The sequence below is a fragment of the Arenimonas sp. genome, from assembly GCF_035312645.1.
GTDB lineage: Bacteria > Pseudomonadota > Gammaproteobacteria > Xanthomonadales > Xanthomonadaceae > Arenimonas.
In genome coordinates, this window is sequence record NZ_DATGBO010000010.1 from 1 (window position 1) to 24,110 (window position 24,110).

At 64.4% G+C, this 24,110-nt stretch carries 26 protein-coding genes; 12 read left to right on the forward strand and 14 right to left on the reverse strand.

What is annotated here, in order from left to right:
- Nucleotides 1-700 (forward strand): TraB/GumN family protein (locus tag VKM35_RS00745; protein ID WP_324317327.1); only part of this gene is annotated, 700 nt, incomplete at its 5' end.
- Between the two features lie 12 nt (nucleotides 701-712).
- On the opposite strand, the gene dxs is transcribed toward VKM35_RS00745, so the two are convergent.
- The 3 genes from dxs to VKM35_RS00760 form a co-directional block, all read right to left on the reverse strand.
- Nucleotides 713-2,620 (reverse strand): 1-deoxy-D-xylulose-5-phosphate synthase, encoded by a 1,908-nt coding sequence (gene dxs, locus VKM35_RS00750; protein WP_324317329.1) that lies wholly within the window; start codon nucleotides 2,618-2,620, stop codon nucleotides 713-715.
- 105 nt (nucleotides 2,621-2,725) lie between these two features.
- Nucleotides 2,726-3,769 carry a hypothetical protein gene (locus VKM35_RS00755; protein WP_324317331.1) on the reverse strand — a complete coding sequence of 348 codons (1,044 nt, stop codon included), beginning with the start codon at nucleotides 3,767-3,769 and terminating at the stop codon, nucleotides 2,726-2,728.
- A gap of 215 nt (nucleotides 3,770-3,984) precedes the next feature.
- Complete coding sequence (locus VKM35_RS00760; protein WP_414636524.1) at nucleotides 3,985-4,497, reverse strand: HNH endonuclease; 513 nt, start codon at nucleotides 4,495-4,497, stop codon at nucleotides 3,985-3,987.
- A 225-nt stretch (nucleotides 4,498-4,722) separates the two neighbouring features.
- On the opposite strand from VKM35_RS00760, the gene pip reads away from it, so the two are divergent.
- Nucleotides 4,723-5,664, forward strand: coding sequence for a prolyl aminopeptidase (gene pip / locus VKM35_RS00765; protein WP_324317334.1), 942 nt, complete (start codon nucleotides 4,723-4,725; stop codon nucleotides 5,662-5,664).
- 133 nt (nucleotides 5,665-5,797) lie between these two features.
- Here the strand turns inward: pip and VKM35_RS00770 are convergent, their stop codons facing one another.
- The 3 genes from VKM35_RS00770 to VKM35_RS00780 form a co-directional block, all read right to left on the reverse strand.
- Nucleotides 5,798-6,337: an NUDIX hydrolase gene (locus VKM35_RS00770; protein WP_324317336.1), complete on the reverse strand. Its 540-nt coding sequence runs from the start codon at nucleotides 6,335-6,337 to the stop codon at nucleotides 5,798-5,800.
- Between the two features lie 99 nt (nucleotides 6,338-6,436).
- Entirely contained in the window at nucleotides 6,437-7,327 is an 891-nt protein-coding gene (locus VKM35_RS00775) for a 5'-3' exonuclease (protein WP_324317338.1), read from the reverse strand.
- Nucleotides 7,324-7,890, reverse strand: coding sequence for a nitroreductase (locus VKM35_RS00780; protein WP_324317340.1), 567 nt, complete (start codon nucleotides 7,888-7,890; stop codon nucleotides 7,324-7,326). The genes VKM35_RS00775 and VKM35_RS00780 overlap by 4 nt, the downstream gene beginning before the upstream one ends.
- 133 nt (nucleotides 7,891-8,023) lie before the next feature.
- On the opposite strand from VKM35_RS00780, the gene VKM35_RS00785 reads away from it, so the two are divergent.
- On the forward strand, nucleotides 8,024-10,264 hold the full coding sequence (locus tag VKM35_RS00785; protein WP_324317343.1) for a DUF1631 family protein: 2,241 nt from the start codon (nucleotides 8,024-8,026) through the stop codon (nucleotides 10,262-10,264).
- Between the two features lie 73 nt (nucleotides 10,265-10,337).
- Entirely contained in the window at nucleotides 10,338-11,438 is a 1,101-nt protein-coding gene (locus tag VKM35_RS00790; protein WP_324317344.1) for an NAD(P) transhydrogenase subunit alpha, read from the forward strand.
- 170 nt (nucleotides 11,439-11,608) lie between these two features.
- Here the strand turns inward: VKM35_RS00790 and VKM35_RS00795 are convergent, their stop codons facing one another.
- From VKM35_RS00795 to VKM35_RS00810, 4 genes are read right to left on the reverse strand one after another with little or no spacing between them, the layout of a single operon-like run.
- Nucleotides 11,609-12,100, reverse strand: coding sequence for a DUF3106 domain-containing protein (locus VKM35_RS00795; RefSeq protein ID WP_324317346.1), 492 nt, complete (start codon nucleotides 12,098-12,100; stop codon nucleotides 11,609-11,611).
- Complete coding sequence (locus VKM35_RS00800; RefSeq protein ID WP_324317348.1) at nucleotides 12,097-12,480, reverse strand: hypothetical protein; 384 nt, start codon at nucleotides 12,478-12,480, stop codon at nucleotides 12,097-12,099. Before VKM35_RS00800 ends, VKM35_RS00795 begins: the two co-directional genes overlap by 4 nt.
- Nucleotides 12,477-13,058 carry an RNA polymerase sigma factor gene (locus VKM35_RS00805; RefSeq protein ID WP_324317350.1) on the reverse strand — a complete coding sequence of 194 codons (582 nt, stop codon included), beginning with the start codon at nucleotides 13,056-13,058 and terminating at the stop codon, nucleotides 12,477-12,479. Before VKM35_RS00805 ends, VKM35_RS00800 begins: the two co-directional genes overlap by 4 nt.
- Nucleotide 13,059: 1 nt before the next feature.
- Nucleotides 13,060-13,392 carry a hypothetical protein gene (locus VKM35_RS00810; protein WP_324317352.1) on the reverse strand — a complete coding sequence of 111 codons (333 nt, stop codon included), beginning with the start codon at nucleotides 13,390-13,392 and terminating at the stop codon, nucleotides 13,060-13,062.
- A gap of 126 nt (nucleotides 13,393-13,518) precedes the next feature.
- Between VKM35_RS00810 and VKM35_RS00815 the strand changes: the two genes are divergently transcribed.
- The 3 genes from VKM35_RS00815 to VKM35_RS00825 are packed head-to-tail and all read left to right on the forward strand — an operon-like array spanning nucleotide 13,519 to nucleotide 15,991.
- A complete protein-coding gene (locus VKM35_RS00815; protein ID WP_324317354.1) occupies nucleotides 13,519-13,815 on the forward strand; it encodes an NAD(P) transhydrogenase subunit alpha in 297 nt (98 codons plus the stop codon).
- Nucleotides 13,812-15,218, forward strand: a complete 1,407-nt coding sequence (locus VKM35_RS00820) for an NAD(P)(+) transhydrogenase (Re/Si-specific) subunit beta (RefSeq protein ID WP_324317356.1) — start codon at nucleotides 13,812-13,814, stop codon at nucleotides 15,216-15,218. The genes VKM35_RS00815 and VKM35_RS00820 overlap by 4 nt, the downstream gene beginning before the upstream one ends.
- Before the next feature lie 38 nt (nucleotides 15,219-15,256).
- On the forward strand, nucleotides 15,257-15,991 hold the full coding sequence (locus VKM35_RS00825; protein ID WP_324317358.1) for a tetratricopeptide repeat protein: 735 nt from the start codon (nucleotides 15,257-15,259) through the stop codon (nucleotides 15,989-15,991).
- 34 nt (nucleotides 15,992-16,025) lie between these two features.
- Here the strand turns inward: VKM35_RS00825 and VKM35_RS00830 are convergent, their stop codons facing one another.
- On the reverse strand, nucleotides 16,026-16,454 hold the full coding sequence (locus VKM35_RS00830) for a hypothetical protein (RefSeq protein ID WP_324317360.1): 429 nt from the start codon (nucleotides 16,452-16,454) through the stop codon (nucleotides 16,026-16,028).
- Between the two features lie 64 nt (nucleotides 16,455-16,518).
- On the opposite strand from VKM35_RS00830, the gene sufT reads away from it, so the two are divergent.
- Both sufT and VKM35_RS00840 read left to right on the forward strand, forming a co-directional pair.
- Complete coding sequence (sufT, locus tag VKM35_RS00835) at nucleotides 16,519-17,073, forward strand: putative Fe-S cluster assembly protein SufT (RefSeq protein WP_324317362.1); 555 nt, start codon at nucleotides 16,519-16,521, stop codon at nucleotides 17,071-17,073.
- A gap of 665 nt (nucleotides 17,074-17,738) precedes the next feature.
- Nucleotides 17,739-20,168, forward strand: coding sequence for a pre-peptidase C-terminal domain-containing protein (locus tag VKM35_RS00840; RefSeq protein ID WP_324317364.1), 2,430 nt, complete (start codon nucleotides 17,739-17,741; stop codon nucleotides 20,166-20,168).
- 227 nt (nucleotides 20,169-20,395) lie between these two features.
- Here the strand turns inward: VKM35_RS00840 and VKM35_RS00845 are convergent, their stop codons facing one another.
- From VKM35_RS00845 to wrbA, 3 genes are read right to left on the reverse strand one after another with little or no spacing between them, the layout of a single operon-like run.
- On the reverse strand, nucleotides 20,396-20,881 hold the full coding sequence (locus VKM35_RS00845) for an asparaginase domain-containing protein (protein WP_324317366.1): 486 nt from the start codon (nucleotides 20,879-20,881) through the stop codon (nucleotides 20,396-20,398).
- A gap of 26 nt (nucleotides 20,882-20,907) precedes the next feature.
- The gene (locus VKM35_RS00850) at nucleotides 20,908-21,273 is read right to left on the reverse strand and encodes a DUF2069 domain-containing protein (protein WP_324317368.1); all 366 of its coding nucleotides are present in this window, start codon (nucleotides 21,271-21,273) and stop codon (nucleotides 20,908-20,910) included.
- Nucleotides 21,270-21,860: an NAD(P)H:quinone oxidoreductase gene (gene wrbA, locus VKM35_RS00855; RefSeq protein ID WP_324317370.1), complete on the reverse strand. Its 591-nt coding sequence runs from the start codon at nucleotides 21,858-21,860 to the stop codon at nucleotides 21,270-21,272. The genes VKM35_RS00850 and wrbA overlap by 4 nt, the downstream gene beginning before the upstream one ends.
- A 94-nt stretch (nucleotides 21,861-21,954) precedes the next feature.
- Here wrbA and VKM35_RS00860 point away from each other — a divergent pair, with 94 nt between their 5' ends.
- From VKM35_RS00860 to VKM35_RS00870, 3 genes are read left to right on the forward strand one after another with little or no spacing between them, the layout of a single operon-like run.
- Nucleotides 21,955-23,229 carry a YihY family inner membrane protein gene (locus tag VKM35_RS00860; RefSeq protein WP_324317372.1) on the forward strand — a complete coding sequence of 425 codons (1,275 nt, stop codon included), beginning with the start codon at nucleotides 21,955-21,957 and terminating at the stop codon, nucleotides 23,227-23,229.
- Nucleotides 23,226-23,819, forward strand: a complete 594-nt coding sequence (locus tag VKM35_RS00865; RefSeq protein ID WP_324317374.1) for a TlpA disulfide reductase family protein — start codon at nucleotides 23,226-23,228, stop codon at nucleotides 23,817-23,819. The genes VKM35_RS00860 and VKM35_RS00865 overlap by 4 nt, the downstream gene beginning before the upstream one ends.
- Nucleotides 23,816-24,085 (forward strand): acylphosphatase, encoded by a 270-nt coding sequence (locus tag VKM35_RS00870; protein ID WP_324317375.1) that lies wholly within the window; start codon nucleotides 23,816-23,818, stop codon nucleotides 24,083-24,085. Before VKM35_RS00865 ends, VKM35_RS00870 begins: the two co-directional genes overlap by 4 nt.
- Nucleotides 24,086-24,110: the final 25 nt, after the last annotated feature.

The following is a 24,110-nucleotide window of genomic DNA, read 5'->3' on the forward strand; positions in this document are numbered from 1 at the left end:
TTTCGGCGCGCTGATGCTGTTGCCTTCGGCGATGAAGGCTTCCAAGAATGCCGACGGCCAGGAACTGCAGCAGGTGCTGCCGGCCGATCTCTACGCGCGCTGGACGCTGCTGAAGAAGAAATATATCGGCAGCGATCGCGGCATCGAGCACAAGCGACCGATTCTCGCGGCGGGCGAGCTGTATTCGGATGCGTTGGCGAAATCGGGGCTGAGCCGGTCGGCGATGATTTCCTCGGTAATCGATGCCGTGGTCAAGCGTCGCAAACTCACGCCGACGCCAACCGGGATCAAGATCGCGATCACCGATCCGAAAGCGGCGATCAAGGAATTCGGCGCCGAAGGCATCAATGACGTCGAGTGCTTCCGCAAGACGCTCGATCGCGTCGAGAATGATTTGCCGGCGATGGTCGAACGCGCCAACGCCTGGTCGGTCGGCGACGTCGACATGCTGCGGCAGCTGCCCTACGACGATCAGCAGGTTTCCTGCGAGGCGGCGTTCATGCAGGCGGGTTTCGCGAAAAAACGCGGCATCACCGATATCGATGCGCGCATGAAAGCCGTGTGGCTGGGTGCGGCGCAAGCCGCGATCGACAAAAACACGATCAGCTTCGCGACGCTGCCGATTGCCGAGTTGCTCAAGTCCGACGGTTACCTGGCCCAGTTGCAGGCCAGGGGTTATCAGGTGGAAGCGCCCGAATAAAGGGCGACTACATCAGAGCGCGGCGCTGCGCGGCAACGCTTCGCTCGCTGCCGGCCAGCGCGCGAGCACGGCACGGCGAATGCCATCGGCATCGAGACCGGCTTCGGCGAGAAGATCTTCGCGGCTGGCGTGTTCCTGGTAGGCATCGGGCAGGCCGAGATGCAGGATCGGCAGCACGATGTTTTCTTCGGCGAGCAATTCGGCGACGCCGCTGCCGGCGCCGCCCATCACGACATTGTCCTCGAGCGTGACGAAGGCGTCGTGCGTCTTCGCAAGCTCCAGGATCAGTGCGCGATCCAATGGCTTGATGAAGCGCATGTTGACGCAGGTGAAGCCGGCCTCGGTCGCGACTTTTTCCGCCGCCGGCACCAGCGCGCCGAACGCGAGCAGGGCGACGCGGCTGCCGCTGCGACGCAGTTCGGCCTTGCCGATGGGCAAGGTGTCGAGGCTCGTCTGCACCGCCACGCCCGGACCGCTGCCGCGCGGATAGCGCACCGCTGCCGGACCAGCGAATGCGAAACCGGTGCTCAGCATCTGCCGGCATTCGTTCTCGTCGGCGGGCGCCATCACCACCATGTTGGGAATGCAGCGCAGGAAACTCAGGTCGAAGGCGCCGGCATGCGTAGCGCCGTCCGGACCGACCACGCCGCCGCGATCGACGGCGAACAGTACGTCGAGATTCTGCAGCGCGACGTCGTGGATCAATTGATCGTAGCCGCGCTGCAGGAAACTCGAGTAGATCGCGACCACGGGTTTCGCGCCTTCGCAGGCCATGCCGGCCGCGAGCGTGACTGCATGCTGTTCGGCGATCGCGGTGTCGAAATACTGCGCCGGAAATTCCTTCGAGAAACGCACCAGGCCCGAGCCTTCGCGCATCGCCGGGGTGATGCCCATCAGCGTCTTGTCCGTTGCGGCCATGTCGCAGAGCCAGTCGCCGAACACCTGCGTATAGGTCGGTTTCGCCGGGCCGGGCTTTTTCACGATGCCGATGTTCGGATCGAAGGGCGAGACCGCGTGGTATTCGATCTGGTCACCTTCGGCGAGATCGAAGCCTTTGCCCTTGGTGGTGATCACATGCAACAGCTGCGGGCCTTTCATTCCCTTCAGCGTCTTGAGTGCGCCGACCAACGCCGGAAGATTGTGGCCGTCGATCGGGCCGCTGTAGTGGAAGCCCATTTCCTCGAACAACGTGGACGGCACCAGCATGCCCTTCCAGTGTTCTTCCCAGCGACGCACGAAGCGCGCGGTCGGATTGTTCTTCTTGTCGCCGAGCAGCTTCTTGCCGCCTTCGCGCACCGCGTTCATCGTGCGGCTGCTCATCAGCCGGCCGAGCATCTTGGTCAGGCCGCCGACGTTTTCGGAAATCGACATGCGGTTGTCGTTGAGGATCACCAGCAGGTTCGGCTCCGGGTCCATGCCGCCGGCGTGGTTGAGCGCTTCGTAGGCCATGCCGGCCGTCATCGCGCCGTCGCCAATCACGGCGATCACCTTGCGCTCGTCGCCGCGGCGTTGCAGCGCGATCGCCATGCCCAGCGCGGCGGAAATCGAGGTGGACGAGTGGCCGACGCCGAAGGTGTCGTAATCGCTTTCGTCACGTTTCGGGAACGGCGCGACGCCGTCTTTTTTCTTGACCGTGTGGATGGTGTCGCGGCGGCCGGTGAGGATCTTGTGCGGATAACACTGGTGGCCGACGTCCCAGACCAGGCGATCGAGCGGGGTTTCGTAGAGGTAGTGCAGGGCGACGGTGAGTTCGATCACGCCCAGCCCGGCGCCGAAATGGCCTCCGACCTGGCTGACGGTTTCGATCAGGTAGGCGCGGAGTTCGTCGGCGATGGCAGGCAGTTCGGCTTCTGGGAACTGGCGGAGATCGGCGGGCAGGGCGATGCGGGAAAGGCGCGGGTAGCGCTGGGCGTCCATCAATTCACAGCGAAGGAGAAATCAGACGGCTAGTTTCCGGCACCCCGCCCGACAGGGCAAGCCGCGCGCGCCGCGCGCTGTCGCGGCGCATTCATCGCGCAAGCAGGTTCAACCGACCGCGGCGTAGCCCGAGGCGAGATTGGCGTTCACGAAATCGGTGACTTCGCCGAGAGTGACGCCGGATTGCTCGGCGATCTCGGTCAGTCGCGCCGGGCCTTTCATCATCACGGTCGCGATGCGGAAATGCTTGGGATATTCGCGTTCGGTCTGCGGCCACTTGACCAGCTTGAACTGGGAGTTGGGGTCGTTGCCCGGAGCGATCACGCCCTTGCCCGCGGCCAGCGCGCACAGCCAGGCGAGACGCGAATAAGGCTGATTGCCGCCGAGTTGCGCGGTAAGCAGTTTCATTTCCGCCGGATCGACCGGCGTGAAGTCGCTTTCGCGCACCACGGCCTCGCCATAAGGCTGGAACACCTTGAGCGCGCTGCCGCCCAGATAGGTCTGCGTCGCCGGATCGAGCACCAGCAGCGGCGCACCCGGCAATTGCAGCTTGACCGGGCCGGTGAAGGCGCCGGCACGCAGGAAATCGGTGAGGGCCGGGTCGCGCGCCGGCATCGCCGGCATTTGCCCGGTGCTGCGCATCGCATCGGCATTGAAGGCCGGCATCTGGCCCGTGCTGCGCGGATTGGCCGGCGGCATCGCGGCCTGCTGGCCGGTGCTGCGGGCATCGACAGCCGGCATCGCCGCCTGCTGGCCCGTGCTGCGCGGGCTGATCGGCGGCATGGCCGCCTGCTGGCCGGTGATGCGGGCGGCGAGGGCGTCATTGGGCACGGCGGCGTTCGGGATACCCGAGGCGATTTTTTCCAGCACCGCGGTGAGGGCGTCATTGCTGACCGGGCGGGTGAGCAGATGGTCGGTCTCCGAGCGGCTGCCCGAGGTCAGTCCGACGGTGATCTTTCCGCCGCTCTGGGCCTTGAGCCAGGTCATGTGGCCGTACATGGAGTCCATGTCGATGACCAGCACCTGGGCTTCGTTTTCCTGCTCGATGGCCCATTCGCTGCCCAGGCGGCCGCTGATCTGGGCGAACTGGGTCTGGATGGCGGCGGCATCGTCACGCGAGAAACCGCTAAAGCACAGCGTATGGCGACTCATTCTGGAAAATCCCCTGCAGGCACAGGCTCAGGCCCGTGTAGCCGCCGAGTTTGCTGGCCGTGGCGGGCCGCGTCAACGCGGCGCAGTGCCGGCCTGCGCGTTCTGTGACCGGCGCCCATGCTTGCCTCGGCAGCAGCTACCCCATGCTCACCCGCTTGCGAGGATCGAACCCTCTCATGTCGCCAGCAAGCTGGCTCCTACGAAACGAGCAAGGCTCAGATCAGCGGGCGCGGGCGCTTGGGCAGGTGGTGCTTCAGGAAGGCCATCTGGTCGGCGAGGATGTTGCGGTTCGACAGGATCAGATGCTCGACCCAGCTCGGCCGGTACGGCACCGCCAGCAACGGCATGCCGGCCTGTTGCGGCGTGCGCCCGCCCTTGCGCGAGTTGCAATGGAAGCAGGCGCAGACGACGTTTTCCCAGACATCGCGGCCGCCGCGAGAGATCGGCATTACGTGATCGCGCGTCAGCGAATGCCGGCTGTATTCGTGACCGCAATACATGCATAGCGAGCCATCGCGCGCGAACAAGGCGGTGTTGGTCAGCGACGGCGACGGGTCCAGCGATTTCGGGTGTGCGTGGCTGCGTGCCGCGACGATCGGATGTAGCTCGACGATGCTTTGTTCGCCGCTGAGCCGGCTGGTGCCGCCGTGCACCGTCATGCACGGCTCGCCCAAAGTCCAGGCGACGGCGCCGCGCACATACAGACAGACCGCATCCTGCCAATGCATCCAGTCGAGGATGCGGCCGTGCGCATCGAGGGAGAGCACGCGCGGGAACAGGGTTTCGTGCGGGGGCAGTTGCCCGGCCGGGGGGCGTTGTATCCCGGCGCCCACCAGAGCCAGACGTGGCGTGGGCAAAGACATCAGGGCCCGAGCATAGCGCAAGCGCATGACAGTGCAAGCACCCGCGCGCGCTAGAATCCGTCGCATTGCCCGTGGCATGGAGCCCAGACGATGCGCGTCCTGTATCCCGAGATCGAAGCCTTCGACAGCGGCATGCTGTCCGTGGACGCGCGGCACACGCTTTATTACGAACAATGCGGCAATCCCAACGGCAAACCCGTAGTGATGTTGCACGGCGGTCCGGGCGCCGGCTGCGGCGCGAAAATGCGCCGATTCCACGATCCCGAACGCTACCGCATCATCCTGTTCGACCAGCGCGGCTCGGGGCGCTCGACGCCGCACGCCGACCTCACCGACAACGGCACCTGGGATCTGGTCGCCGATATCGAAAAACTGCGCAAGCATCTTTCGATCGAACGTTGGCAGGTGTTCGGCGGCAGCTGGGGATCGACGCTCGCGCTCGCCTATGCCGAAACCCATCCGGGGCGCGTGACCGAACTCGTAATGCGCGGCATCTTCATGCTGCGCCGCTGGGAGCTGGAATGGTTTTACCAGGGCGGTTGTCACCGCCTGTTTCCGGAAGCATGGGAAAAATATCTCGCGCCGATTCCGCCGGCCGAGCGCGGCGATCTCATTTCCGCGTATCACCGCCGCCTCATCTCGTCTGACGAAGCCACGCGCCTCGACGCCGCCCGCGCCTGGTCGACCTGGGAAGCCTCGACCAGCCTGCTGCTGCAGGACGAAGCCTTCATCAGGAGCCACGAGGACGCGCATTTCGCGCTGAGTTTCGCGCGCATCGAAAACCATTATTTCGTCAACAAGGGGTTCTTCGAAGTCGACGACCAGCTGCTGCGCGACGCGCACAAATTGCACGGCATCCCCGGCGTGATCGTGCACGGCCGCTACGACGTTGTCTGCCCGGCGCAAAACGCCTGGGATCTGCACAAGGCCTGGCCGGAAGCGAAACTGGTGATCTCCCCGACGTCAGGTCATTCCGCGTTCGAGACCGAGAACGCCTCGGCGCTGGTCGAGGCGACGGATTCGTTTCGGTGAGGGCGACGGCTAGCGTGCGCTCCGCGCACGATGCGAATGATCGCGAATGATCGCGAATGATTTTGTTATGGGGCGTGCGCGGAGCGCACGCTACGTTGCGGCGTTTTCTTGATCGTCGAGCGTGGAGAACACGCTACGCAGGCGTGCCATCCGGATTCCGATCCAGCAGCCACAGCCCCGCCCACAGCTTCGGATCCATCGCGAAGCCTTCCGCCATCTTCTGCGCGAACCACTTCGGTGCGTCGGCGATGGGGATTTCGTGGACGATGATGTTTTCGGTTTCGTCGCCACCACCGGCGTGCACGCGGGTGAGGCCGGTGGCGCGGACGAAGGCGATGCGTTCGTTGCTCATGCCGGAACTGGTCGGGCCGATCATAAGCACTTCGATCTTCGCCGCCTGCCAGCCGGTTTCTTCCAGTAGTTCGCGTTCGGCGGCGAGTTCCAGCGATTCGCCGGCGTGCACGTCGCCGACGATGCCGGCCGGCATCTCGATGGTCTTGCCGTCGACGGGGATGCGGAATTGCTCGACCAGCACGAGTTTGTCGTCGGGCGTCGCGGCGATGATGATCACCGCCATGCCACCCGCGTTGGTGCGCTCGGCGTATTCCCAATGCCCGCGTGCCTGCAGGCGCAGCCATTTGCCTTCGTACAGTGTGGTGATGTCGTTGGTCATGGCGCGATGCTGATCCGGTGATGGTTTCTTTTTGCGTAGGAGCGATGGCAATCGCGACTGGATTCGCCGCGCTCCGATCTGTCGCGATTGCCATCGCTCCTACAAAGACAATTCCTGCAGGCGGCGGCGCGTCATCGGTCCGAAGCGCAGTTGCTCGCAAAGCGCATCGAGGGCGGCGGTGTCGATCGGGCCGCGTGCGGCGACGCCGAAATCCGCTGGCAGCGGCGCGTCGCGGGCGATGGTCGCGAGTTGTCGTGACAACAGGGCGATGGCGCGGTGTTCCTGCAGGCGTGCGGCATGCTGGGCGCTGCCGCGCAGGCGCAGGAACGGCACTTCCGCGAGGCGTTCGAGCAACGCATCCAGCGAGCCGAAATGACCAAGCAGCGTCGCTGCGGTTTTCGCGCCGATACCGGGCACGCCGGGAATGTTGTCGATGGCATCGCCAGTGAGACCGAGATAGTCGGCGACCTGGTGCGCGTGGATGCCGTAGCGCGCTTTCACGCCATCGCCATTCCATTTTTCGTTGCGGGCGTAATCCCATTGCCAGTCGTCGCTGTCGAGCAACTGCGCGAGATCCTTGTCGGCCGACAGGATCATGCCGGTGTGGCCTTGCCGGCGAACATGGCCGAGCGCGGTGCCGATCAGGTCATCGGCTTCGTAACGACCGTCCGACAACACGCGCAGTCCGAGTGCACGACAGACTTGCTGGCAGTAGGCGAACTGGCGTTTCAATTCTTCCGGCGCGGGATCGCGATTGGCCTTGTAGGCCGGGTAAAGCTCATTGCGGAAATTCGCATCCAGCGATTCGTCGAAGGCGAAGGCGATACGCACCGGCTTGTGGCGCTCGAGCAATTCCAGAACGAAGCGGGTGAAGCCGTGCACGGCGTTGACCGGATGCCCATCGGCATCGTCGAATTCCGGCGGCATCGAATGCCAGGCACGGAATACGTACATGCTGGAATCGACCAGATAGACCGGCCCGCCGCTCACAGGCGCAGTTCGCTGGTCAGGGTGCGCGGATCGGGGCGTTCGCGTTCGGGCGCGGTGTCGCTGGCGGTGCCGATATGGATGAAGCCGAGAACGCGCTCGTTGTCGGCGAGGCCGAGGCGCGCGGTGATTACCGGATCGTAGGCGGCCCAGCCGGTCAGCCATTGCGCAGCGAAGCCCAGGCCTTGCGCGGCCTGCAACAGCGCGAAACAGACGGCGCCGCCGCTGAGCAGTTGTTCCTGCTCCGGCACCTTGTGCCCCGGGGTCAGTTTTGCGATCACCGTCACGATCAGCGGTGCGAAGGAAAAGCGCAGACGGTCCTTTTCGATCACCGCCGACGCCGCCTGCGGATCACGGTCGAGTGCGCGCGCGGCGAGCAGATTGCCGAGTTCCAGGCGGGTCTGGCCAGTGATCGTGAGAAAGCGCCAGGGCGCGAGCTTGCCGTGATCGGGAACACGCACGGCGGCGCTGAGCAGTTGCAGCAATTGTTCCGGATTCGGTCCCGGTGCGGCCAGCAGGCGCGAGGGAACGGAGCGACGGGCATCTAGGGCGGTCAGGAGATCCATGATAGAACTTTAACACCGCCGCCTTCCGGGCCCTCCCCAAGCACGGAACTGCAAGCTGACTCACGGTTTGCTTGCGCCGGATGGCCTAATCTCCCCATCGCACAAACTCTATTCCCCCCATTTAGAGAGCTTCATGAACCACAACGAATTCCTTCCTCAGGTGATGTCGGACAGCCGGATACGGTCCGAGCTGCTGCCGAAATTGCGCAAGACTTGCGCAACGCGCTTGAACGACCAATTGCGTCGTGTTCTCAGCCGCACTGATGACGCCCTGTACGAGCTGTCGCAGAAGGACGAAACCTCGTTTGGTTCGCGCAATCTCGAAGGCCTGCGCGCGCTGCGGGCGCTGGTCAATCCGATCGAACAGACGTTCCTGCGTCATTTCGAGAAAGCCTTCGACACGCTGCAACAGAAAATCCAGCAGGACGACAGCCTGCCCAGCGACCTGAGCCTGGTTGAAATCGAGGAGATGGAGGACCTGGTCGCCTCCGAACTGATCGCCGAAGCGGTCTTCCGCACTTATACCCCTGGCCTCGAGATGATCGAGCGCCGCTTCGCCCGCATGGTCGGCGAACCTACGCTGCCGCCGGGCCAGAATCCGCTGTCCGCTGCGTCCATCGCCAACGCGATGCGCGTCGCCCTGCACGGACAGATATTGCTCGCGCCGAATGTGCGCGTGCTGCTGTTCAAGAATTACGAGCGCGAGCTGATCGAACACCTCGGTACGATGCTCGACGAAGTCAATCAGATGCTGGTTGATGCCGGGATCATGCCCGAGCTGGGTGCGCCCAAGCCCGTCGTGCGTCCGCCGGCACCGAAGCCGCCGGTTCCTGTTGATGGCGTTAGTCCGGCGTTCCCGGAATCGATGGCGCAGGGCCCAGGCGAAGACAAAGCGCTGTTCGACGCGTTGTGCAACATGCTGCACAGCTGGCGTCCGCAACATGGTGGTGGTCAGCATGGCACGGGCTTCGGTGGTGGTGGCGGTGGTCACTCCGACATGACCGGCGATGCCAACCGTCGCCCGATGGTGATGGATGAAATGGTCTCGCTGCTGTCGATGATGCAGTCGCAGGTGCCGGAATCGGTGACCAGCGCGATGAATAATCCCGAAGCCTCGCTCGCCATGCTGCTCAAGCAGGACATGCTCAACAGCGCCGGACGCATCGGCTTGCCCAAGGAAGACGTGAAGATCGGTCGCGACGACGAAGACGCGGTCGACCTGGTCGGTATGTTGTTCGACGTGCTGTTCGACGAGCGCGACTTCGAAGCGCAGGCGCGCACGTTGGTTTCCCGTCTGGTAGTGCCTTACGTCAAGGCTGCGGTCATGGATCGCCGTCTGTTCCAGTACAAGACCCACCCGGCCCGCCGTCTGTTGAACTCGGTCGCCGAAGCGGTCGAGGGCAACAAGGGCGAAGGCCCGCAGGAGCGAGAGCTGCTGCAGAAAGCCGAACACACCGTCGATCGCCTGCTCGCCGAATTCAATGAAGACATCGCGATCTTCGAAACGCTGGAGCAGGAGCTGCGCTCCTTCCTCGAACAGCATCGCCGCCGCATCGAGCTCGCCGAGCGTCGCGCCACTGAGGCCCAGCGCGGCCAGGAGCGCCTCGAGCAGGCGCGCACGCTGGCGGCCTCCGAGCTCGCCTCGCGTGTGGGAACTCTCGTGGTACCGGACGCGCTCAACGATTTCCTCGGCCGCGTCTGGTCGCACCATCTGTCGATGATCGCTTTGCGCGAAGGCCCGGAGAGCGTTTCCTGGCACGCGGCACTGGGTGTCGCCGACAGCCTGATCGGCCTGTTGCCGCACGAAGGCAAGGGCGCGCCGCCGGCCGTCGCGCCGACGATGATCGCAATCCGCGAGCCGCTGGAAAATGTTCTTGCCAGTTCCGGCATTGCCGGCGAATCGGCGCACGAAGCTACCCGCGTGTTGGCCGCCAGCATCGAGATGGCGCAGAAGATCGCGCCGGTCGTCGCCAAGCCGGTCGTCGTTGCTGTTGAATCCGTGGCTGCTCCTGCGGCAGTTGCCGATGGTCCAGCGCAGGCGCATACCGCGCCCTTCCTCACGGTCGCCTCGGACAAGGATCGCCTCGACTACAACGCCGAGGATCTGGGTCTGCTGCGCGCGCTGAAGATCGGTTCCTGGATCGACCTCGCTGGCGAAGACGAAAAGCTGCATCCGGCCAAGCTGTCCTGGGTCAGCCCGATTTCCTCGCGCCTGATGTTCGTCAATCGCCGTGGCGTGCGCGTGCTGGTCGCATCGGTGGAAGAACTCGCGGCGATGAAGAAGATCGGCAGGCTGGCAGTGCGCGAGCAGGACCAGGTCTTCGACCAGGCCATGCATCGCGTCATGGGTCGCTTGCAGAGCGACGCCGGCTGAGGCGTCGCTGGGACTCGGAGAATCGTCCCGCATCCGGTAGCATCGGCCTCATGTCGTTGCCGAGGATGCGCGGATGCCGGTCACCATCGCTTTTGTTCGTGAGACCGCCCCCGGCGAGCGCCGTGCGGCGCTGAGTCCGGAAACCTGCAAGAAGCTGCTCGCGCTCAAGGCGCGCGTGTTGATCGAAAATGGTGCCGGCGTACCGGCGAGTTTTCCCGATGACAACTACGCCGGCGCGGAATTTTCCGCCGACCGCGCGCAGATCATTGCCGGTGCCGATGTGCTGGTCTGCGTGCAGCCGCCCGCGAATGCCGAGCTTACGACGATGAAGTCCGGCGCCTTGCTGCTGGGTTTGCTCGCGCCGCATGCCGATCCGGCCCGCGCCGATGTCCTGGCGGCCGGCAAGATCACCGCTTTTCCGCTCGAGCGCCTGCCGCGTACCACGCGTGCCCAAGCCATGGATGTGCTCAGTTCGCAGGCTGGCATGGCGGGCTACAAGGCCGTGCTGATCGCCGCGCAACTGGCGCCACGTTTCTTCCCGATGTTGACCACTGCGGCGGGCACGATTCGCCCGTCGAAGGTGCTGATCGTCGGCGCTGGCGTCGCCGGCTTGCAGGCGATCGCGACCGCGCGTCGGCTTGGTGCACAGGTCGAAGGTTTCGACGTCCGCCCGGAAACGCGCGAGCAGATCGAATCGCTGGGCGGAAAATTCCTCGACCTCGGCGTGTCGGCGAAAGGCGAGGGCGGTTATGCCCGCGAGCTCACTGCCGACGAACGCGCCGAGCAGCAGAAGCGCCTCGGCGAACATCTGAAAAACATCGACGTCATCGTCACCACCGCGGCGGTTCCGGGGCGTCCGGCGCCGAAGATCATCAGCGCGGCGATGGCGTCGGGCATGAAGGCTGGCAGCGTGATCGTCGATCTCGCCGCGGAAACCGGCGGCAATTGCGAACTCACCAAACCCGGCGAGACCATCGACGTCAACGGCGTCACCGTTGCCGGCCCGCTCAACCTCGCCAGCATGGGCGCTCTGCACGCCAGCGAGATGTATGCACGCAATGTCTTCAACTTCCTCGCGCTGATGCTGGATAAGGAAGGCGCGCTGACGCTGGATTGGGATGACGAGTTGATCGCCAAGACCTGTCTGACGCATGCGGGCGAGAAGAAGGCCTGATTGCCTCGTTGCTGATTGTCGTAGAAGCGGCTGCAGCCGCGAACCTGCGACCCGACGATGCGGACGGCAGGGTCGTCTTGGCCGAAGCTGGCGTTTTTTAATCTGTCGCGCTGCTTGGAGCGGTCGCGACTGCAGCCGCTCCTACGTGCAGCGGGGACGTTCCCACAGGCTCAAGGCTTCGGCGCCGGCGCCACACCGGGGCCGCCCGCATCCAGCCATTCGCGACGCTGTTCCGGCGTCAATGCCTGCCATTGCTGGCGCAGTTCGCGTTGCTGTTCTGGCGGCATGGTGCGCATGGCCTGCAGGCTGCTTCGCAGTTTCTGCCGCTGGTCGGGCGACATCTGCTGGAAATTCTGCGCGCCCTGGCGCAGCGCCGCGCGTTTTTCCGGCGGCAGGGCTTTCCAGCGCTCGTAGCGTTGCAGGATTTGCGCGCGACGGGCCTCCGGCATGCGATCCCAGCGCGCGGCGAAAGAGCCGAGGTCGGTCTGCTGCTGCGGGTTCAATTCTTTCCAGGCAGGCGCGCGCACATTTTCCACGCGCGCGTTTTCGGCGAGCCGCGATTCGCGCACGGCGTTGGCGGGGCGCGGAACCTGGCGCTGCGCCTGGACACTGCCGCAGGCGGCCAGCAACAACAGGATCAATCCCGCACGATGGGTGTTCACAGCGCACCGTCCTTGCTGTTTGTTTCGCTCTTGCCCTTGTCGGGCGCAACCGGCGCATCGCCGAGCCAGGCATACAGCTCGGTATCGTCTTCTCCGAGCAGTGCGGGGTCAGTGCTGGTTTCGGCCGTTGTCGGAGCGACGTCGACGGCCGGCTTCGGCAGCCACCAGACCAGGCCGATCGCGAGAACAGCGGCGGCCGCAGCGCCGACCGGCAGAAACATTGGCCTGTGCCGAGGCGCGGACAAAGCCTCGCGGCGCGCGAGACGCAGACGATTGGCGGTGGCGGTGTCGAGTCGCGCGCTGGCGCGGTCGAACAGTGCGCGCGCAGCATCGGCTCGCGGCTGATTCAGATCGTTGTCGTTCGGGTCATGGCCACTCATCGCCAATCCTCCAGGTGATCCCGCAGGGCGCTCATCGCCCGCGAAAGATGGGTCTTCACCGAACCGTCCGAGCATCCCATCGCGGCGGCGGTTTCGGCGACATTCAAACCCTGCAGCTCGCGCAGCAGGAAACATTCCCGTTGTCGTCCGGGCAGGGCGCGCAAGGCTTTGCCCAAGGCCTGCCAGGCAGCGGAGTCGCAGTGGCGGCGCGCGGGATCCTCGAACGGATCGGGCAGCATTTCCAGTGGATCCTCGCGCTCGTCCTCGTGCCTGCCGAGAAAAGTCATCACGCGACGCTTGACCGCGTTGCGACGATGGCGATCGGTCAGCTGCCGACGCAGGATCGACCAGAACAGCGGCGGCCACTCCGTCGCCGGGCGATTCCGGTATTTCACCAGCTTGATCATCGCTTCCTGCACCGCATCCATCGCATCTTCGCGGTGGCCCAGCGCGAGCTCGGCCAGACGGAACGCGCGGCGCTCAACGTCGGCGAGGAACTCGTCCAGGGTCGCGGCGACGCCCTTGCCGGCCGCGGCATCCGCGACCGGCTCGGGCAGGTCCACAGACCCGTTGCGCATGTTACGGATGGCGTCGATCGTAGCGGGCCTCACGGCGGTCGCCGATCCGGTCGAAACGGTTGTCGATGCGGTCACCACGCTTGTCCAGGCGTTGTTCGGCGCGTTCGCCACGATGCTCGAGGCGTTCGGCGGCACGGTCGTGACCGTTGGCTTCGAGGCGCGCGGCGCGACGGTCGTCGCGTTGCTCGATCCTTTCGCCGCGGTGGTCGAGGCGTTTGTCGATGCGATCGCCGCGGGCATCCCAGCGATGGTCGATGCGGTCGCCGCGATCGGTGGCATGGGCCAGCGAGGCGCTGAGCAACAGGGGCAGGGCAAGCAGGAACATGGGTTTCATCGTGCCGTCTCCTTGGGTTGGGGGCAATGCCAAGAACGCCGGCGCGGCGGATGCGTTGACCGCTGGCCAGATAAGTTGAGGCTGCGGTTATGATGATCCCTGCCTTTGCCGGGGAGTGTCGGGCCGATGGATGGGTTTCTGTACCTTTATGTGTTCGTGCTGGCGGCCTTCACCGGCTACGAGATCATCGGCCGCGTACCGGTCATCCTGCATACGCCGCTGATGTCGGGCTCCAATTTCGTGCACGGCATCGTGCTGGTCGGTGCCATGGTCGTGCTCGGCCACGCCGACGGCACGGTCGAGAAGGTGATCGGCTTCGTTGCGGTGCTGCTCGGCGCGGGCAATGCCGCCGGCGGCTACGTGGTGACCGAACGCATGCTGGAAATGTTCAAGCCCAGCGCGAAGAAAGGAGGAGCCGCGTGATCGCCTGGCTTCCGCTGCTGGTCAAGGCCAGCTATTTCGCCGCGGCGCTGTTGTTCATCCTCGGCATCAAGCGCATGGCGTCGCCATTGACGGCGCGTAGCGGCATCCAGTGGGCGGGCGCCGGCATGGTGCTGGCGACGGTCGCGACGTTCTTCTATCAGGACGAGAACGGCATCGGCATGCACAACATCGGGCTGATCCTGCTGGCGCTGGCGATCAGTGTTTCCGCCGCGTGGATTTCCGGCAAAAAAGTCGCGATGACCGACATGCCGCAGATGGTGGCGCTCTACAACGGCATGGGCGGCGGTTCGGCGGCGGCGATCGGTGCGGTGGAACTGCTGCGTTTCTCGGCGCGCGGCCAGGCGCCTTCCCAGACCGCTCTCGTGCTTGGCGTAGTCGGTGCGTTGATTGGCTCGATCTCGCTGACCGGTTCGATCATCGCCTGGGCCAAGCTCGACGGGCGCATGGACAAGCGCTTCACCTTCCCGGGCCAGCAATGGTTCAACGGTCTGGTATTCCTCGCCGCGATCGCGCTGGGCATTGCTTCGATTATCACGTTGCAGCAACCGCTGATCATCGGCTTCTTCGTTTGCGCACTCGCGGTTGGCGTGCTGATGACGCTGCCGATCGGCGGCGCCGACATGCCGGTGGTGATTTCGCTGTACAACGCGCTCACCGGCTTGGCCGTGGCATTCGAAGGTTACGTGCTCGGCATTGAAGCGCTGATCATCGCCGGCATGGTGGTCGGCGCCGCCGGCACGATGCTCACGCAGTTGATGGCGAAGGCGATGAATCGCTCGATCACCAGCGTGCTGTTCGGGAGTTTCGGGCAGACCGGCGAAGCGATGGAAATCACCGGCGCGCAAAAACCCATCGAAGCCGGCGATGTCGCCGCGATGATGGCGTACGCCGAGCGTGTGGTGATCGTGCCCGGCTACGGCCTGGCGGTTGCGCAGGCACAGCACAAGGTCTGGGAACTCACCCAGCAGTTGATCAAGCGCGGCGTGAAGGTGAAATTCGCGATCCACCCGGTCGCCGGCCGCATGCCCGGCCACATGAACGTGCTGCTCGCCGAAGCCGGCGTGCCCTACGACCTGATCGCCGACATGGACGACATCAATCCGGAATTTCCGAATACCGATGTCTCATTGGTGATCGGTGCCAACGACGTGGTCAACCCCGTCGCCAAGACCGATCCGGCATCGCCGATCTACGGCATGCCCATCCTCGATGTCTCGTTGTCGAAAAACACCATCGTGATCAAGCGCGGCAAGGGCACGGGTTTCGCCGGCATCGAGAACGCGCTTTTCTACGCCGACAACACCCGCATGCTCTACGGCGACGGCGCGGCGGCGGTTGGGCAGTTGATCTCCGAACTCAAGGCGCTGGATGGTGGGCATTGATGTTGCGTTCGTCGACCCGCAGGCTGGCAGCGGCATCGATGCTGTGCCTGGTCGCCGTGTCATCGGCGTTCGCGGCCGACAATGACAAGACGGCGAATGGCGTGGAAACGGTGGTGACGGTTCTTGAATCCGATCCGGCGAAAGGCGAGCAGGGCTACGAATATCGCGCCGTCGCCGCTGCAGCCTTCCAGGAAGTGAATCAGAGCCACGATATCGGAGCGGCCCGCGCGATCCTGGCGCCAGCGCTTACCGGTTGCGACAAGGCGCGAGGCAAGTCAGGAAGGCAGGCTCTTAGTTTCTCCAGCAGGGAGGAATACGATTCCTACGTTTCAGGCGCTGGCGTGAAAGTGTTCTGGCTCGATATGGGATGTGCCAAGGCCTACAAGGCGGCAGCTTTCATTGATGTCGAGGCGGGCGAGTTCGATAAGGCGCTGGCGCATCTGCAGACTGCCCATGAGCTTGCTCCTTATTGGCCTGAGCCTTTGGCGGAGCGCGGTTATATTCTCAACACGCATCGTGATTCGGACGGAGCGCTTGCCTCGTATCGCGAGGCGCTTGCGATGACAGAAGCGCATCCAGCGGCTGCCTACGCAAAGGCGTTGGTATTGCGCGGGATGGGTTACGCGATGGTGGAACTCAAGGACTGGAAGGGCGCGCGCGATGCCTACGAGCAATCGTTGAAGCTCGATCCTGCCAGCGATCTCGCGCGCCGGGAACTCGATTTCATCGACTCGCAGGACGGCAGCGCAAAGCCGACGACAACGACGAAGTGACGGTCGGTAGCGATATCGCGGGATCTGGCGGCGCCTAACTGCGCCTCGTCACGAGATACGTCGCCAGCCCCGCCAGCACCGGCGCTGCGCCCAGCGCTATTAGATCCCCGCGTTCCATCATCATCCGCGACAAATCCCAGGCCAGTACCGGACCCAGTCGCTGCGCGGAATCGAACGGGCCGATGCCGAAGGACGCGCCGAGATAGGTGGCGGTAAGCATCCAGTAGCTCGACACGATGCCGGCGATGGTCGTGGCGATCGCCAGAAAAATGCCGACAAAACCCCGTGGTGCAGCGGTGATGCGCAGCATCAGCGCCGAGTCCGCCGCGACCACCAGGGCCATCCAGCCGCTTGCCTGGCCGCTGTAGAGCGCCACGGCAACCCAGACCACCGTCATCGCCAGCCAGACACTGATCAGGGCCAGCGTCGGCAAAAGCCAGCGCGACAAAGTGTTTTTCGGCAAATCGGCGTCCTCGCTCAGTCAAAGGCTAAAATAGCCGCGTTTGCCATATTCCGATAGGAAGCCCGTGTCCTACTCCCGCACCAGCGAGCCGGTGAAATTCGAACGCGACTGCGCCGCGGTCCTGGTGCCGCAGGGCGAAAAGGTCAGTTTGCCGGCAGGCAGCGTTGGCTACATCACGCAGGCGCTGGGCGGGTCGTTCACGGTTTTCGTCGAAGGAAACCTGTTCCGCATCGCCGGCGAGGACGCCGATGCGCTCGGCAAGGAACCCCCGGCGCCGCTCAAGCTGCTCGACGAATCCGATGATGAAGCAGTCGAAGCCCTGGTCTGGAAACAGCTGCGCACCTGCTTCGATCCCGAGATTCCGGTCAACATCGTCGAGCTCGGTCTGGTTTACGACGTGGTGCTCGAGCGCGATGTCGACGGCCAGCGCAAGGTCAACATCCGCATGACCCTGACTGCTCCTGCCTGCGGCATGGGCGATATCCTCGTGGAAGATGTGCGCACGAAGGTCGAGCGTGTGCCGACGGTGACGGAAGCCGATGTGGATCTCGTGTTCGATCCGCCCTGGAACCAGACGATGATGTCGGACGTCGCGCGCCTCGAAACCGGCATGCTTTGAAGTCATCCGCAGCGCGCGGATGTCTGGTTTTGCCCGCGTCTCGCCTGCGCTCCGCAGCGGCCGCCTCGTTCCATATTCGTCGGCAGGAAATCCGGAGCCTGGGCTCCCGCCTTTCCGTTGATCGTGCACTGGGGACAGGCTGTTCGGGAAAGGGCCCCGGATTGGCGATCATGCGTGCAGCGCCCCTTTCGCGGGCGGGGCCGCCGCGGCTTGACGGCGCTCGCGAAGGGCGCCAACGTGTTCGTCCCCGTTGCCGCAACGATATATATTTCAAATACTTGCGCAAATGTTCGGGCCTGCGGAAACGCCAGTGATTGGGCCGGTTTCCGCCTTCTTCGCCAGCCAGTACTTTCGGCACTTGGCCTAGCCCTACACCCTGTTGCGTTGCAGCGTGACCCGTGATGTCAGTCACGTTACGGTCGGGTTCATGAGGTGGCAGCGTGAGCGCCATCACATTGTCCGGGCGTCACATGTGTCCCCCGCGGTGAAGTTGGAGATCAATCGATCTCGTAGGGGACAGCGTGCGTGGGTAACCCGGAAGCAAGGATGCACCCAGGTCCGCGCCCGCGGACACCTAACTTAACTTGATCCGGGGAAACATCATCGTGAGCCATTCAAGCAAACCGTCTGTTCGCCTTGTAGCACTTTCGCCTCTGGTTCTGGCCTTGGCCGCTGCGTCCGCCTCTGCGGCGACCCGCGTTGACCTGCACACCCAGAACGTTGCCCAGCTCAATGCCACGTACAAAGTTGCCGCCAACCTCAGCAGCGGTATCGCGCTGAAGGCACAGGATCGCCACGCAGCGATGTTGGCCATGGATTCCGAATCCACCCTGCAGCTGATCGAATCCGCCTCGCAGAAAGACGGCGTTCGTCACTACCGTTATCAGCAGAGCTTCCGCGGCGTGCCGGTCTGGGGCGAGCAGGTTGTTGTCAGCGAAAACAAGGACGGTTCCGTGCGCAGCCTGTTCGGCCGCAAGGTCGACGGTCTGGGTGCTGATCTCGCCCAGGGCGTGGCCCCGGCCAAGTCGGCCGCGCAGGCGCTCGATATCGCCAAGCGTGCAACGCTCGGCGCCGCTTTCGCCGCGAAGAAGCTCGATCGCGAAGAAAGCCGTCAGATGATCTACATCGGCGACGACAACAAGGCTCGCATGAGCTACGTCGTTTCCTACTTCTCCGACGCCGCCCGCGGCGGCGCGCCGAGCCGTCCGTTCGTCATCGTCGACGCGCAGAGCGGCCAGGTCCTGAAGCGTTGGGAAGGTCTCACCACCAACAACGCCACTGGCCCCGGCGGCAACACCAAGACCGGCCAGTACGAGTGGGGTTCGGGCGGCAAGTACGGCTTCCTCGATGTCGACGCCAACTGCGCCATGCAGAACGCCGACGTGAAGTCGGTCAACCTCAACGGCGGCACCACTGGCAGCACCGCGTTCCAGTTCGCCTGCTCGCGCAACACCTACAAGGCCATCAACGGCGCGTACTCGCCGATCAACGACGCCCACTTCTTCGGCGGCGTGATCACCAACATGTACCGCTCGTATGTCGGCGTGAACCCGCTGACCTTCCAGCTGGTGATGCGCGTGCATTACAGCTCGGCTTACGAGAATGCGTTCTGGGACGGCACCACGATGAACTTCGGTGACGGCGCCAGCACCTTCTACCCGCTCGTCAGCGCCGACGTTGCCGGTCACGAAGTCTCGCACGGCTTCACCGAGCAGCACTCCAACCTGACCTACTCCGGCCAGTCCGGCGGCATGAACGAGGCTTTCTCGGACATGGGCGGTGAAGCGACCGAGTATTACTGGAAGGGCACCAACGACTTCCTCGTTGGCCCGGAAATCTTCAAGGCGTCCGGCGCGCTGCGTTACATGGCCAACCCGACCCAGGACGGTGGCTCGATCGACAACGCTGCCAACTACACCAGCAGCCTCGACGTGCACTACTCGTCCGGCGTGTACAACAAGGCGTTCTACAAGCTGGCCACCACGGCTGGCTGGGATACCCCGAAAGCGTTCAAGGTCATGGCCCGCGCCAACCAGCTGTACTGGACCCCGAGCTCGACCTTCAACTCCGGCGCTTGCGGTGTTGAAACGGCGGCGACCGACCTTGGCTTCACCAAGGCTGACGTCACGGCGGCTTTCGCTGCGGTCGGCGTGAGCTGCGCCGGTGGTGGTGGTGGCGGCGACAGCGTCGGCGGCCCGCTCACCAAGGGCGTCGCGGTTACCGGCATCCATGTTGCAACGGCTGGCAACGCGGTCGTCTACACGCTGGCGGTTCCGGCGGGTTCGACCAACCTGACCTTCAACACGTCGGGTGGCACGGGTGACATGGACATGTACACGAAGGCCGGCTCTGCGCCGACCGACACCGTCTATGACTGCCGTCCGTATGTTTCCGGCAACACCGAGAGCTGCACCGTTGCTGCTCCGGTCGCAGGCACGTACTACGTCCGCATGAAGGCTTACTCTGCCTTCACCGGCGTCAGTCTGACGGCGAACTACACCGCTGGCGGCACCAACACCGCTCCGACGGCGAACTTCACCTCGTCCGTCAGCGGCCTGACCGCTACCTTCACCGACTCCTCGACCGACCCGCAGGGCAACGCGACCATCACGGGCCATTCCTGGAACTTCGGCGACGGCACCACCTCGACCACGACCAGCCCGAGCCACACCTACGGCGTCGCCGGCACCTACACGGTGACCGAGACGGTGACCGACAGCGGTGGCCTGACCGGTAGCAAGTCGGCTTCGGTGACGGTGACCGGCGGTGGCGGTTGCAGCGGCACGGTCCTTTGCAGCGGCACGGCAGTTGCATTGCCGTCGGTTGCCACGGGCGGCGTCTCTTCGAACTACACCCTGGTTGTTCCGGCTGGCAAGACCAGCGTGGTGTTCACCATCTCCGGCGGTACCGGCGATGCTGACCTCTACGTCAAGGCTGGCAGCGCTCCGACGACCTCGAGCTACGGCTGCCGTCCGTACACCACGGGCAACGCCGAGACCTGCACGTTCAACGCGCCGGCTGCTGGCACGTACTACGTGAATGTCCGCGCCTACGCTGCATACTCGGGCGTCAGCCTGAAGGGCACCATCAACTAAGGCGCAATCTGGAGTCGGGTTGTACGAGTACAGCCCGGCTTCCAGAGCCAGTGCCTCGCTTCACCAACCCCGGCCTCGTGCCGGGGTTTTTTTATGCGCGCTGTTCAAGCCACCAGGTGATGCCAGCTTCGTGCGCAACACGAAGCGAACAACGCTCGCCCTGGAATCCGAGGCAACAAAAAAGCCCGGGCAATGCCGGGCTTTTCTTCAATGCGAATTTGCCGAATTCAGCTGGCTTCGAAGCGATTCGCGGTGACGTTCTTGCGCACCTTGCCCGGATCCCAGATGCGGCCGTTCATCGCGATGTACACACCCGGCGGCAACGACTGCACCGCGCCGACCGCCGTGCCGATATTGAATTCGGCATCGGAGCCCCGAAAGCGCGCCGGATTGAGCGCGCCGGTCAGCACGATGGTCTTGCCGGGAATGCTGGCCAGCACTTTCGCCGTCGCCACCATCGTGTCGGTGCCGTGCGTGACCAGCACGTGCGCGGCGGTCTGCGCCGCGATCGTCGCGCGCAGCAGTTCGCGGTCGGCGTCGGTGATGTGCAGTGAATCCTTGCGGATGATCGGGATCACGTTGAACGAGAACGCCACGCCGAGTTCGCGCAGGATGCCGCCGATCTGCGGATCGCCGACCTGGTAATCGGACTTGTCGTCGAAATACACCTTGTCGATGGTGCCGCCGGTGGTGACGATGAGGAGCTGGTCCATCGCGATCTCCAAGAATCAGGCCGGCATTATACGTTCGGCGGTGCGGCCTTCGACTTGCCGAGCTTGGCGCGTAGGCCCGACCAGTTCGCGGCGAGGATGATCCACAGCGACAACCCCGTCTCGGTCAGCGCCAGTGGCCACGAAGAGGGCTGCGCCCAGGTTTCGGAAATACCGTGGCAGAAATACAGCAGCGCGGCGATGCCGCCCCAATAACCGGCCTGGCGATGGCGCAGCACCACCAGGATCGCCGCGGGCAGGATCGGCAGCGAAAACAGGAACGCGACCACACGCGCATCGACGCGTTCCGGCGGCAGCAGCCAGGCATGCCACAGCCATTGCAGCGCGAGCAGGGCGACGATGCCAAGCGCAGCGTAGCGACGCGACAGATTCATGCCTCGAGCTTCCGTGCGATTTCGGCGACGCGTTTGCCGAGCGCGCGTGCGAGTTGCTTTTCTTCCTCGCTCAACGGTGCCTTGTCGTCGCTGCCGGCGACATGGCTGGCGCCGTAGGGCGTGCCGCCGCTGCGGGTCGCGGAAAGAGCGGGTTCGGTATACGGAATGCCGACGATCACCGCGCCGTGATGCAGCAACGGAATCATCATCGACAGCAGCGTCGCTTCCTGGCCGCCGTGCATCGTCGAGGTCGAGGTGAACACCGCCGCGGGTTTGCCGACCAGCGTGCCGCTGGCCCACTCGGCGCCAGTGCCGTCGAGGAAGTGCTTCAACGGCGCCGCCATGTTGCCGAAACGCGTGGGGCTGCCGAGGATCAGGGCGGCGCATTCGGCGAGATCCCTGCGCTCGACGTACGGCGCGCCATCCTCCGGCACCGCTGACGCAGCGATCTGCGTGACCGGTGCGACGGCGGGCACCGTGCGCAACCGCGCCTGCAGGCCGGCTTCCTCGACGCCGCGGGCGATCTGTCGGGCCAGCTGCGCCACGGAACCGCTGCGGCTGTAATACAGAATCAGGACGTCGCGCATGCCGCACTCCAGGAAAACGCATTGACTCGGCCGGCAAGCCTAGCGGATGCGGCGCGATACGGCATCCCCAAGCGGCTTGCGCTACCCTTTGGCCATGACTTTCATCGAAACCTTCAAGCGCTGGAACGCCCGTGTCGATCGCGAGCGCGTCGGTGCCTTTGCCCGTTTCCTGCTCAAACGCTTCCTCGACGACCGCTGCTTCGAATCGGCCGGCGCGCTCGCCTACACCAGCATGTTCGCGCTGGTGCCGTTTACCGCCGTGGTGTTCGTGGTGTTGTCGGCGTTCCCGGTATTCGACACCTGGACCGTCAAGCTCACCGATTTCGTGTTCAAGAATTTCGTGCCGGCCTCGGCGCGCGTGCTGGAACAATATCTGCATGGATTCGCCGACAGCGCGAAACAACTCACCGCCAGCGGCGTGATCGCGCTGCTGATATCGGTGCTGCTGACCATGTGGAGCATCGAGCGCACCTTCAACCGCGTCTGGCGCGTGCCGTCGCCGCGGCCAAGGCTGACCCGCTTCCTGATGTACTGGACTTTGCTTACGCTGGGCTCGCTGCTGATGGTCGGTGCGCTGGCATCGACCTCGGCATTGTTCTCGATCCCGGCGCTGTCGGGCGTGGAGGCGCGCGGGATTTCCGATCGCCTTCTGTACTACTTGCCGACGCTGCTGGAATTCGTCGGCTTCACGCTGGCGTACTGGCTGATCCCGCATCGCAGCGTGCCGCTGCGCTTCGCGGTCGCCGGCGGCGCGCTCGCGACCCTGTTGTTCGAATGGTTGAAATGGGGCTTCGCGGTCTATCTGCGCAATGCTTCGTACGAACAGGTCTACGGTGCGCTGGCGGTGCTGCCGATTTTCCTGATCTGGCTCTACAGCAGTTGGCTGGTCGTGCTGCTTGGTGCGTCGGTCGCCGCTTCGTTGTCGGCATTCCGCTATCAGCCGCGCGCGCTGCGCCTGCCGCCGGGCGCCGAGTTCTACGGCACGTTGCGTCTGCTCGGGCGTCTCGCCGAATGCCGCAGCAATGGCACGGCGCTGCACTTGCTGGATATCCAATTACGCGAAGCCAGCCTTACCGACGACATGCTGCAGCGGATGCTGTCGTCGCTGTCGGAAATGAACATCGTCCAGCGCGGCGAAACCGGCGGCTGGTTGCTGTCGCGCGACCTCGACGCGGTGACGTTGGGCGAACTCTACGAAGGCATGGCACTGCGCGTGCCTTCCACCGACATGCCACTGCCGTCGCGCCAGGACGCGATTGGCCGCGCGGCCGGCAAAGCACTTGACCATCTGCGCCAGCCGCTCAAAGATCCGTTGCAACGCAGCGTCGGCAGCTTTTTCACCGCCTCCTCCAAGGACGACATCGAATGAAGACAATTACTGCGATCATCGGCGCCGCCGCGCTGATCGGTATGGTCGCGATGACCGGCTGCAAGCCGGCCGGACAGGCCGCCGCGCCGGCGCCCGCTGTCGTCGCCGCACCAGCACCAGCGCCAGCCAGCGCTCCAGTGGCCAAACCGGAGGCGCCCAAGCCCGATTCGCCAAGCCTGATCGTCGATACGTTCGGCGGCGGAAAATTCGATCTGGCGCAGCATCGCGGCAAATGGGTGGTGGTCAATTTCTGGGCGACCTGGTGCACGCCCTGCCTCAAGGAAATTCCCGATCTCGATGCCTTCGACAAATCGCGCGCCGATGTCGACACGGTCGGCCTGGCTTACGAGGAAATCGAGCGCGACGACATGATCGCCTTCCTCAAGGAGCATCCGATCTCCTATCCGATCGCAGTGCTGGACGTGTACAACCCGCCGCCGGATTTCGACACGCCGAAAGGCTTGCCGATGACGTACCTGATTGCGCCGGACGGCAAGGTCGCGGAGAAATTCCTTGGCCCGATCAGCAGCGACGAACTGGTCAAGGCGATGGCCAAGCACGATCAGGTCAAACCAAAAACGGCGGCATGAACGCCGCGCGTTTCCTCGTTACGGGCAAGGTGCAGGGCGTGTGGTTTCGTGCCTCGACGCGCGACCAGGCGGTGGCGCTGGGCTTGCGCGGTTACGCGAAAAACCTCGACGACGGTCGCGTGGAAGTGTTGGCTGTCGGTGCCTCGGAAGCTATCGATGCGCTGGGGCATTGGCTCTGGCAGGGCCCGCCACTGGCGAAAGTCGCCGACGTCGGCCGGGAAACGGTGATGCCAGCGCCGGAAGCGAACGGCTTCGACGTCGCGTAACGTGCGCTCCGCGCACGCAAGTGGA

What these genes read in the sequence shown, in the direction of transcription:
- VKM35_RS00755 (WP_324317331.1), bottom strand. Translation starts at nt 3,769, where the DNA reads ATGAGTCGCCATACGCTGTGCTTTAGCGGTTTCTCGCGTGACGATGCC.
- VKM35_RS00760 (WP_414636524.1), bottom strand. Translation starts at nt 4,497, where the DNA reads ATGCATTGGCAGGATGCGGTCTGTCTGTATGTGCGCGGCGCCGTCGCC.
- pip (WP_324317334.1), top strand. Translation starts at nt 4,723, where the DNA reads ATGCGCGTCCTGTATCCCGAGATCGAAGCCTTCGACAGCGGCATGCTG.
- VKM35_RS00770 (WP_324317336.1), bottom strand. Translation starts at nt 6,337, where the DNA reads ATGACCAACGACATCACCACACTGTACGAAGGCAAATGGCTGCGCCTG.
- VKM35_RS00780 (WP_324317340.1), bottom strand. Translation starts at nt 7,890, where the DNA reads ATGGATCTCCTGACCGCCCTAGATGCCCGTCGCTCCGTTCCCTCGCGC.
- VKM35_RS00785 (WP_324317343.1), top strand. Translation starts at nt 8,024, where the DNA reads ATGAACCACAACGAATTCCTTCCTCAGGTGATGTCGGACAGCCGGATA.
- VKM35_RS00790 (WP_324317344.1), top strand. Translation starts at nt 10,338, where the DNA reads ATGCCGGTCACCATCGCTTTTGTTCGTGAGACCGCCCCCGGCGAGCGC.
- VKM35_RS00800 (WP_324317348.1), bottom strand. Translation starts at nt 12,480, where the DNA reads ATGAGTGGCCATGACCCGAACGACAACGATCTGAATCAGCCGCGAGCC.
- VKM35_RS00805 (WP_324317350.1), bottom strand. Translation starts at nt 13,058, where the DNA reads ATGCGCAACGGGTCTGTGGACCTGCCCGAGCCGGTCGCGGATGCCGCG.
- VKM35_RS00810 (WP_324317352.1), bottom strand. Translation starts at nt 13,392, where the DNA reads ATGAAACCCATGTTCCTGCTTGCCCTGCCCCTGTTGCTCAGCGCCTCG.
- VKM35_RS00815 (WP_324317354.1), top strand. Translation starts at nt 13,519, where the DNA reads ATGGATGGGTTTCTGTACCTTTATGTGTTCGTGCTGGCGGCCTTCACC.
- VKM35_RS00825 (WP_324317358.1), top strand. Translation starts at nt 15,257, where the DNA reads ATGCTGTGCCTGGTCGCCGTGTCATCGGCGTTCGCGGCCGACAATGAC.
- VKM35_RS00845 (WP_324317366.1), bottom strand. Translation starts at nt 20,881, where the DNA reads ATGGACCAGCTCCTCATCGTCACCACCGGCGGCACCATCGACAAGGTG.
- VKM35_RS00850 (WP_324317368.1), bottom strand. Translation starts at nt 21,273, where the DNA reads ATGAATCTGTCGCGTCGCTACGCTGCGCTTGGCATCGTCGCCCTGCTC.
- wrbA (WP_324317370.1), bottom strand. Translation starts at nt 21,860, where the DNA reads ATGCGCGACGTCCTGATTCTGTATTACAGCCGCAGCGGTTCCGTGGCG.
- VKM35_RS00860 (WP_324317372.1), top strand. Translation starts at nt 21,955, where the DNA reads ATGACTTTCATCGAAACCTTCAAGCGCTGGAACGCCCGTGTCGATCGC.
- VKM35_RS00865 (WP_324317374.1), top strand. Translation starts at nt 23,226, where the DNA reads ATGAAGACAATTACTGCGATCATCGGCGCCGCCGCGCTGATCGGTATG.
- VKM35_RS00870 (WP_324317375.1), top strand. Translation starts at nt 23,816, where the DNA reads ATGAACGCCGCGCGTTTCCTCGTTACGGGCAAGGTGCAGGGCGTGTGG.